We start from the raw sequence: 9,309 nt of genomic DNA, 5'->3' as shown, positions 1-9,309 counted from the left end.
GTCCAGCGGATATCAGCGCTGAAAGATGATGGCTGAGCGTGGAGGCAGGAATCTCAAGGTGCTTCTGCAGTTCGCCAACCGGCAGGCCTTCATGACCCGCCCTGACCAGCTCCCGGTATATGCTGAGACGTGTCGGGTGGCCCAGTTCTCGAAGTGCGTTTGCAGCAGTGTTTAAATCCATAATACCTCCTTTATCTATATTTCCAGAATAATAGAAATATAGCCTGCGTCAATCGTTTCTGCCGTGAGGGTACCGCTTTCCCAATCATGCTCTGTCCGCCAGGTTATGGGGGGCAGAGCCAGAGCACTACCGAAATCCTTGCGAATACCCGTGCAGGGAATAATTTCCGCCCCCTTTATGGCCGGAAAAAAAACTGATAAACGTCGCCTTTTCAGAAGGTTGCTTTCTTAACGTGGTTTTTCGCATGGTTGGACCTCAGACCCCATATAGGCAGCGCTAAGGGCAATCCGTGGGTACAGGATATTAACCACCGCGTTACTTTGTGGTTGCCCTGGCGGATAGGCTTTGTACGAGGAGGGAACCATTCTATTGCCAGCGGCGTTCTGGCCGGTGAGGGTGAGGTAATACCCGATACGGTTTATGATATGCGGTATTTGCTCGATATTGTCAGCACTGACGGGTATTACTGGTACATGAGCGGGAAGATCTGCGAGAGAGTCAGTGACTACCGTACAGCCGCCTTTTTTGAAATAGGCCGCCTGCTTACACTGTGATTCCTTCAAAATATCTCAACGAAATTTCCCGACACCTGTTTAAGCTATCTTGCTGATATTTCTGTTTTTCGATTTTTGCCGGCGCGATGCCGGCGACGTTGGCCAGCTGCCCCGTGCGCGATACTGAGATCAGTTTCTTTGAACAAAAAAAACCGCCTTTCGGCGGTCAGTATTCAGTAGCTGGAACGGTAGTCTCTCCCCCGATTCCAGCGGTCTTGCCAGTGTTCGAGGAATGATTCAGCGAGCTTAGGCATGTTCCAGATCACCACCGCATTCTCCGAGTTTTTCGTTTCGGCCGCTTTGGTGAAATTAAAGCTGCCAGTTTCAACGGTCACATTATCCACGATGATCACCTTGTCATGCTGGATAGGGAAATCACTGTCAGTACGCAAAGGGATGCCGCTGTTCGCTATGTAGTTCATGGCCGCAATGCTGGCGCGCCCCGTATTGCCCCTTTCATCAATTACGATTTTCACATCAACTCCCCGTTTTTTGGCTGCTACCAGTGCCTTCATAATATCCGGGGCGGTAAAAGAATAAGCCATCATCCGTATCGAGGTTTTTGCGGAGTCAATGGCGCTCAGGACGAGAACGCGGGCGCTTCCTTCAGGCGAGTAGCCAACCTGAACGGATGGTTCCACCGCAAAGGCGGGCAGGGCGGCTGTCGTAAATGCTGCGGCCAGAAGCCAGGTTGCTAAGTTTTTCATTACAGGCTCCCGTTCACACACTGCATTTTATATTCAGGGTCAAAATAAATTTCTTTGATTTTCCGCTTTTCCATATGCACCACAACGTCAATGGTGGAGTAGAGCATTCGCATAATATCGCTCATATCGAGCATACGGCCGATAGGGGTCGCCTTGATAAGCAGCCCAATACGGTTAAAGGCATCGCGCGCAGAGTTAGCGTGCGTTGACATAACACCGCCTGGATGGCCGGTATTAAGTGCTTTAAGATAATCCCACGCAGCATCATCCCTAAGCTCAGTCATGATGATACGGCCCGGTGTCAGACGCATACAGGCTCGCAGGGCATCAGTGGCGCTGACGCGGCCGATCTTTCCTGCATCGCCGTACATCATATAAACGGCTTCTACAACGTGATCGACCGTGACTTCGTGAACGTCCTCTAAAATAATTACACGCTCGTCTTTATGTAGCGATTTTAACAGCGCGCGCGTGAGTACCGTTTTCCCCGACCCGGTTTCACCGCAGATCACGATAGTGCGTTTCTTCTCAACGGCGGTTTGCAGGAATGCGGGCCATTTTTCGCTGCTGTGCAGCTCTTTAAGGAAAAAATCATCATCCGTTAGGCTTTGCTTGCTGCCGGTAATCTTCCGGCAGTCACTGAAAATCCCCTCGCTGGTCAGCTGCTCCAGATTTTTATCGGCCGCCAAATCCTTACGAAACGCTACGGCCGTTGTACCGTCAATCACCGCAGGGGGCAGACAGATAACGCCCCTGATCCCGCCAGGCAGGATCACGTCATTAATGGCCTGCATGGTCAGCTTGTTGCTGCTCACCAACGATTTAGCAAGGTTCCTAATAAAATCTGCCGTAATTGCCGCGTTCTGCACAACCCTGCGGCCGCTGAACGTATCACAGATAACTTCCTGAAAGCAGTTAATGCGAATTTCAAAAACAGTAGGATCTTCTAAATACTCGCGCAGTGGGCCAAGTTGATAGAAAGCTGCATCAGTCATGATTACTCCTGAAGAAAAGCGGGCGCTAAGCGCCCACTTTTTTAGTTGTCTGCGAGCGTATAAACGCCGCTGAAATCGAGGTCGCGGGCAACAAAAATGCTCACCGCATCACCCTGCTGATCGTAGAGGGTAGGGGGGATAGACATGTAAGAGCGAAGTGCTTCAGACGCCAGCTGCTCACCGCTGTTTTCTGTGCTGTTGTACTGAATGTTATTACTCTGCGTCTGGTTAACCAGCGCCGTTAAGGTGTCAGAGAACAACGAAATCATGATCGCACCACGCAGACGCTCCCACATATGGGTATCCACCTGGCCCGGAATCCCCGCGCTGCCGAGTGAGTTCGTTCCGGCACTGTCAATATTAACGATTGTCCCGTCCTGGTCATTGCGGATACGCTCCCAGAGAACAAACACGCGCGCCTGGCCGTCTTTGATACCACCGGTAATCTGCCCGTCAACCCATGAGCCTTTATCAATCAGCCTAACGAGTCCATCAGCTGAGTAAACGTCCTGTGAAACCCGGCAGGAAACCTGACCCGGAACAGTGGTATCCAGCTCGGTGCCGGTACCACAGGGGATCATTTTGCCTTTCGGAACAGTCAGGCTGGGATTAGCCATGACTCCAGCGCGGCTAGCCTTCAGCCTTGCAGGAGTCAGGTTTTTAGCGAGTGCTGAACTACCTTCGCTTGTTTCGTTGTCCTGGGGCTGCACTCCGGGACTATTGCTTGTAGCCGCCTGATTAGTCTGGGCCAGCTCGCCGCCCAGACGACGCTGCATAGCCAGTTCTTCAGGCGAAGGTTCTTTACGCTTATTAGAGGTACGCGCGGCGGTATTGCTGCTGCCCGCATCTGCATCTGCCTGTGCGGCAGCCTGCACAGCACGGGCATCAGTGGCGCTATTCTGCGCAGTTGCAGGTTTATTAACATCAGGATCGCTGTTAAAGCTGTAGTTTGGCAGTGTATTGGCCTGTTGCGCTTTACCACCGTCTTTATCAGCTTCAGCTTTAGCCGGGGTGCGAATTTTACCCATGACCGTAATCCCGATGAATACCAAAGCAAGCAGCGCCATCAGTATGACAAAGGCTTTCATACCAGGAGCCGAACGGCGGTTACTGCCTTTAAATCCGCCACGCTCGCTTTCAAATTCACCGTCTCCGGTGTTTTCATCGAGTTCCTGATCTACATCGACACTTTTACGGGCCATCAGTTATCCTCCCCAATTTGAACCCTGCGCACATCCGGGGAAGCCGTACCGGTTGCTACCGCACCGGCGCCCGGTGCGAAATTATTATTACGAACGCCAACGACTTTATCGCCCAGACGAATACGCCACTCTTTAGCGACGGTTTCCACCTCGATGATGTTGCGGTTCTCACCCACAACATGAGAGTTAGGCAGCGTTTCTTTGCCACTGGCCGAGATCATGTAGACCTGCGGTAACTCCGCATTGGCCGGAAACTCAAACCGGGTAAAGCGGTAGTTATCCCAGACGTGAACCGGCTGGATGCTGCGCATTTCAGGCTGTTCGCTCATTACGTACTGATAGTTCTTCGCCCCCGCAAAAGCCGTCTGCTTCAGCTTCTGCGTAATGCGTTTTTTATCAGCCGCGCTTTTGGCTTTTTCCTGCTGCTCAAACGGATATTCATAGGTCAGCTGAAGAACGGCCTGGCGCACAGCCCACGGCGTTTCAATAAAGGATTTTGATACCGTACCGTCTGCATTTTTCTTCGTTTCTTCACCGATGAAATGGAGGACGATGTTATAGGTGCGCTTATCGGTGACGATCACCAGGTTGGTATCACTCATGGCCTGTTTCGGCTTCACAAAAAAATGGTTCATTTTGTGCGCAAACGTCCAGCTTTCAGAATCGCCAAAAGCATGAGTGATATAGGTTTCGTCAGGCGCGACAACAATGTGGGTAGCCACACCGGCGATAGCGTCAATTTTGACCACATTAACAGGGTTATAAACAACGCTTTTAATGCGATAGTCATAAGGAGAATTGCGGCCAACCTCAAGCGCCATAACGTTAGTGGCCGCGCCTCCCAGGACTGACAAAACGACTGCTGAAAGAAGTAGTTTTTTCATGGGGCAGCCCTCAGTTAACTTCAGGGTTGACGCGATAACTCGTCACGCGGAAACCCAGCGGGTTGACATAACGCTGCTCAGCATTCATCGCCAGCGATTTATATTCATACCCCATAATGGCAATCCAGCGCTGCGGCTGATCATCAACGGGATTGCTGCGCACGCGGCGAACCGTAGTAAAGCGTATCGTTGCTACGCCGTGCGGTTTATCGAGGATCACAGAGTTAATCTTCACGCGGGTCGTTTCACTGTCGCCCAGAACCTTATCAAGACCGTTGCGGCCCTTGAACTTGCTCTGGTAAGACTCTGCCACGTTCGGCGTGGACATTAAGCCAACGGCCGTATAGTCGACCTGAACTGAATAGAAGTCATAGCTCTCACGGTGAATGACATATTGTGTCAGCCAGAACTTATCAATTTCGTCACCATAAGAGGTCTGGTCGCGGGTCAGCTTGACCTGCTGTACTTCGTGAGTGGCCTCGTTGAGCGTTAGCAGATGTGCGGGGATTGGCTGGCTGTACTTATGCACCACGTAACCAACTAAAGAGAGTGCAAAAACAGTTACCACCGCTGAACCGGTGGCAACCATCCAGGCGGTACGCCGGGACTTCAGCACTTCATCCATCAGATCAACTTCAAGCCCTTTACGGCTTTCGTTGAACTCTTTAATGGCTTCACGTGTAAGCCCTGTTTTTTTATTAGCTTTCATTTGCACCACCTTGCGTATCAACCGGGATTGTTTTGTTTACTGGAACGGTGTTGCTCCAGTCCGGCTCCGGTGGCGGTTTATGCCCGCTGGAACAGGCGCTAATCAGAAGAACTCCCATAAGCAATAAGCTGCGCATTACGGCATCCATTATCGGTTGTTGAACGTACTAATTATAATAAGTCGCCGAAATTGCAATTTCAACGACTTTTGTTTTAATTTTATGCAGCCTTCTTCCCGCGACTGCCCCTTGCCTTACCACTTAAATTAGAACCACTGCTTCCTCCGCTGTTGCTGCCACTTCCTCCACCTGCCGATTGCTGGCCGCCGCCACTGTTACCGCCTCTGAACGCATTACCGCCAAACATGCCGTGGCTGCCCATATTGCCAAGCGCCTGCATGGAAGAACCCGTAGAGCGTGCGGCGTCAGCAACTCCGGCGCTGATACCGCTACCCCAGCTGGCGGCAATTTGCGGAATCTGGAACAGAACGAAAACGGAAATGACCGTCAGTAATAAGGCGGAGATAGAACCAGTGATTGATGAGTAAGCGGCATCAGAGTTCATCGAGGACAGGAGGTTGTCGAACATCTGCATGATGAAACCAAACACGAGCGCAAGAATGACGACGACAAGGCCATAGTTAATGACCGACGCCAGCCAGCGAGCAAAGATGTTTTTTGTCGCTCCCCACAGCAGGCAGAAGATTGCAATCGGGCCAAAACAAAGCGTAACGGCCAGAAGGATCTTAGCCATGATCACAAAGCCCGCACCGAGGCCGCCCAGCACAACGGTAGCAATCATCATAATGCCGCCAATGGCATACGCGGCCAGGCCGCTCGATGAAAACACGTCTGCGGCTTCCCATGCGGTGTTGACGATCTTGATACCTTTTTCAATACCGCTATCAATAATCGCCGGTACGCCACTTGCACCGACTTTATTAGGGGCAGACAGTATCCCGGCAAAATCATCCGGCAGGTGAAGCGCCACGTTGACCAGTTCCTGTTGATACCAGCCGCCCGCCGTTGCAAAGCTCAGGATAAGGGCTATGGAAAGATACTCTTTAATCAGCGAACTCAGGCTGTCGCCCGCCCCCGGATTAAACGCTGAGTACATCCCCTGAACCATCAGCTTGATTGTCAGACAGGTGGCAATCAGAGGCGTTACATCAGAGATAATGGTGGCAACATTGGCGCTCACCATTGACGTAATCGCCCCGTCTACTTTTGCGAAAATGTCTGCGACTAGGGTGAATGCCATATTGCCTCCTTACTCCTAAATTTTCGGTGAATTGATTTCGCCGTCTTTTTTGCCGAACACAAACAGCTGACGATCGGCTTCGCGCGCGTTTTTGCAATCAGGTTTCTGAAGTTCATCCGCGTCTTTCTTGCATTCCTGAATTGTTGCCTTGCGCTCTTTCTCATGTTTTTTGTACCACTCCACGTCATGCGAGGCATCGCAGGCCACCAGGAGGAAAGGGATAACAAGCAGTAGTTTTTTCATAATTACCTCAGTTAATTGAAGGTGACGCGGTAACGTCCCCGCCGGTTCCAAAAACAAAATTGTGGGTGGCACGTTCTTTCTGCGCACGTAATAGCTTGTCCTGTGACTGCTGCAACATGTTCATCAGATTCAGCTTCGCCTGCTCACCCTGAATAGCACCCTGTGACGTCTGGATACGGGCCTGTAAGTCAGCAATCGATTTCAGGTCTGGAGTCGTTTTAATCTGCTCCGTCAGCTCCTGCATATCGGTTAGTTCCTGCATCTGGTTGTTGTAGGCTTTTTCTGCCATAACGCGGTCATAAGCGCCTTTTTCAGCCAGCTTTTTGTTCATGTAGGTAATTGCTTCGCTGGGCGTCATGTCGTCAACTTCCGCATTAAACTGGCCCATCATGCTGTTAACTGAAGGCGTGACGGAAGAACTGGAGTTCATGGCGTCGCTGTAGATCTCCTTCCAGTTGTCCGGCAAATTATTTGCCAGCGTGCTGGTAGACGTCCCCAGCAGATCGCCCAGGTTGGTTGTCTTTGCCATCGACTCATACATATTTTTCTGCGTTTGCAGCTGGCTTTTAAGCTGCTCCAGCTGCTGCGCCATTTGCTGAAGCTGCTCGACCTGTTTAGCCAGCTCAGTAGGGTTGGTCACGATGATGCCTGCGGAAGCGCTTTGCGCGCCTCCCAGAATCAGGCCGGTGGTCAGCAATACTGCCGTCAGTGTTTTTTTCATGGTGTTTTGCCTCGTTGTTAAGCCGTCAGGCGCCAGTATTCTTTGAGCCATACTTCAGGGTCATTACCGAGCCGTTCAACCAGCTCATGCGCAATTTCGGCGTTTTGTGGTTCACCGGACAACACGCTAAGAACGTTGTCCATTGTCTTAATATCTGCATCAATATCGTCGCTGTTGCGAGGGTAGAGATTGAAAGAAGCAATCGCAGACTGTTGCCCTTGTTTAACCAGGAACTGTCTGGAGTGTTCGGTAATCGACATCAGCGCGTCGTATTCAGCATCAGTAAGGAAGGCATAATCCTCTCGGATAGCTTCCGGATCGCGCAGGCAGATTTTTGTGACGGTCTGCGACATGATCGTGCGGCCAATACGGCTGGACAGCGCATCGTTCGGCTCCTGCGTGGCAAACACATAGATAGCGTCTTTCTTACGGTCAGTTTTGATACCACGCTTAACTTCACGCTCGATAACCGGATCGTCAAGGTAGGCGTGGAACTCGTCAAAGCACTGAATGACGCGGCGTTTGCCGTCGATGGAGTCACGTACCCGGTACAGAAGGTACATCATGAGCGGAGTACGGGCCGGGCTGGATACTTCCTCTTTGGCTGCGATAAACTCGGATAAATCGAAGCCAAAAATATCATTCGCGCTGAGATCCAGGCTGTCTTTATCATTGTCAAACAGCCAGCCATACTGGCCTTCGCGCGTCCATTCGCGCAGCAGCCCTTTCAGTGATACGCCATTTTCCACAACTTCATTCACGTACCCGTCCAGGATAGTAACGGTGCGCGCCTCGCGTGGAATAAGTGAGCCTTCCCCCATAACCGCATCAACGCCTTCAGCCAGTTCGGTAGCCATCGTTGCGCTGATAGGCCCGTTATTGGTGGTTTCCACACAAATGCGGAACAGGTTTTTAATGAGGGCAATATTGCGTTTGGTCGGTTCAATCTGAAGCGGGGCAAACCCGGACGGCATACCCTGTTGCAGAACTTTATAGTAGCCACCAACGCTTCGAATGAACGGCTCCATACCGCGGTCACGGTCATAAACAAAAAGCCGCGGGTTGTACTTCATTGACTGCGCCAGCAGGAAGTTAAGCAGCGTGGTTTTACCTTCCCCCGACATACCCGTTATTAACGCATGGCCCAGCGGGCGTTTACCGTAGGAAAGTTCTTCAAGCGGGGTCACATGGAAATTAAAATAGAGTGGCGTACCGCTGATCGTGCGGAACATGGTCAGCGCTGGCCCCCACGGGTTATTGTCAGGCTTGCCACGCATAAAATTGTGGAACGGGCTGAAGTGCAGGAAGTTCCATGAGTTTATCGGAACCGGGCGCGGCGCCCATTTCTGGTTGCCAGGCAGTCTCGCATAATATGCAGCCTCAGAGGCCAGGCTGATAGTCCCGCCAACCACGCCACAGCCGGTTAGCATAACCTTCACACGACGCGCTTTGCGCTGTACCGCGTTTTGGTCATTATCCCAGACATGCACGGTTCCATGATGGTAGCCCATCACGAACTCTCTGGACGTCAGCATATCGAGCGCAGTACCAAGCTGTGCCAGCTGGCTTTGCGCACGGTCGCGCGTTTCCTGCAAAGATTTTTCCTGATGCGTCAGAAACGTTTTAGCTGAAGATTCAGAGAGGCAAGAAAAACTCTGCGTCAGAAGGTATTCAAAATCGGCTTCTTTAAGCATGTTAAGCTGGCCTGGCTCTGTATCTTCTTCGTATTCACGAAATTCAATGCCGGTGGTATAGAAGTTGTGATCTACCGTTCTGATCTGGACAACATCCCCCCACAGGGAGCTAACAGGGCGGTTGTCCATGATGTACTCACGGATACGATCACGGCAAACA

At 51.5% G+C, this 9,309-nt stretch carries 12 protein-coding genes; 1 reads left to right on the top strand and 11 read right to left on the bottom strand.

Translation table 11 applies throughout. The annotated features are described in order from the left end of the window. Positions 1–181: ArsR/SmtB family transcription factor (locus tag NMC31_RS25400; protein ID WP_000365429.1), on the bottom strand; the 181-nt coding region annotated here is incomplete at its 3' end. A 248-nt stretch (positions 182–429) separates the two neighbouring features. On the opposite strand from NMC31_RS25400, the gene NMC31_RS26225 reads away from it, so the two are divergent. Next, on the top strand, positions 430–735 hold the full coding sequence (locus NMC31_RS26225; protein ID WP_011742557.1) for a DUF6710 family protein: 306 nt from the start codon (positions 430–432) through the stop codon (positions 733–735). Positions 736–908: 173 nt separating this feature from the next. Here NMC31_RS26225 and NMC31_RS25390 read toward each other — a convergent pair whose 3' ends face one another. The 10 genes from NMC31_RS25390 to NMC31_RS25350 all read right to left on the bottom strand — a co-directional run. Beyond that, entirely contained in the window at positions 909–1,442 is a 534-nt protein-coding gene (locus NMC31_RS25390; protein WP_000792636.1) for a phospholipase D family nuclease, read from the bottom strand. Continuing rightward, a complete protein-coding gene (locus NMC31_RS25385; protein WP_000128596.1) occupies positions 1,442–2,437 on the bottom strand; it encodes an ATPase, T2SS/T4P/T4SS family in 996 nt (331 codons plus the stop codon). The genes NMC31_RS25390 and NMC31_RS25385 overlap by 1 nt, the downstream gene beginning before the upstream one ends. Positions 2,438–2,478: 41 nt before the next feature. Then, on the bottom strand, positions 2,479–3,639 hold the full coding sequence (virB10, locus tag NMC31_RS25380; protein ID WP_000101710.1) for a type IV secretion system protein VirB10: 1,161 nt from the start codon (positions 3,637–3,639) through the stop codon (positions 2,479–2,481). After that, positions 3,639–4,523 carry a TrbG/VirB9 family P-type conjugative transfer protein gene (locus tag NMC31_RS25375; protein WP_000735066.1) on the bottom strand — a complete coding sequence of 295 codons (885 nt, stop codon included), beginning with the start codon at positions 4,521–4,523 and terminating at the stop codon, positions 3,639–3,641. Before NMC31_RS25375 ends, virB10 begins: the two co-directional genes overlap by 1 nt. A gap of 10 nt (positions 4,524–4,533) precedes the next feature. Further along, positions 4,534–5,232 (bottom strand): VirB8 family type IV secretion system protein, encoded by a 699-nt coding sequence (locus NMC31_RS25370; RefSeq protein WP_000646594.1) that lies wholly within the window; start codon positions 5,230–5,232, stop codon positions 4,534–4,536. Then, on the bottom strand, positions 5,222–5,350 hold the full coding sequence (locus NMC31_RS26220) for a conjugal transfer protein TraN (protein ID WP_071882546.1): 129 nt from the start codon (positions 5,348–5,350) through the stop codon (positions 5,222–5,224). The genes NMC31_RS25370 and NMC31_RS26220 overlap by 11 nt, the downstream gene beginning before the upstream one ends. Positions 5,351–5,450: 100 nt before the next feature. Continuing rightward, positions 5,451–6,491 (bottom strand): TrbL/VirB6 family protein, encoded by a 1,041-nt coding sequence (locus NMC31_RS25365; RefSeq protein ID WP_001749958.1) that lies wholly within the window; start codon positions 6,489–6,491, stop codon positions 5,451–5,453. A gap of 15 nt (positions 6,492–6,506) precedes the next feature. Continuing rightward, the gene (gene eexN, locus NMC31_RS25360; protein WP_001749959.1) at positions 6,507–6,734 is read right to left on the bottom strand and encodes an IncN-type entry exclusion lipoprotein EexN; all 228 of its coding nucleotides are present in this window, start codon (positions 6,732–6,734) and stop codon (positions 6,507–6,509) included. A 7-nt stretch (positions 6,735–6,741) separates the two neighbouring features. Continuing rightward, the gene (locus NMC31_RS25355; protein ID WP_001749960.1) at positions 6,742–7,455 is read right to left on the bottom strand and encodes a TrbJ/VirB5 family protein; all 714 of its coding nucleotides are present in this window, start codon (positions 7,453–7,455) and stop codon (positions 6,742–6,744) included. A gap of 17 nt (positions 7,456–7,472) precedes the next feature. Next, on the bottom strand, positions 7,473–9,309 hold a 1,837-nt coding region (locus NMC31_RS25350; RefSeq protein WP_253899370.1), incomplete at its 5' end, for a VirB4 family type IV secretion/conjugal transfer ATPase.

It is taken from the genome of Pseudocitrobacter vendiensis, from assembly GCF_943590815.1.
GTDB lineage: Bacteria > Pseudomonadota > Gammaproteobacteria > Enterobacterales > Enterobacteriaceae > Pseudocitrobacter > Pseudocitrobacter vendiensis.
This window is presented reverse-complemented; position numbering and strand designations above follow the sequence as displayed.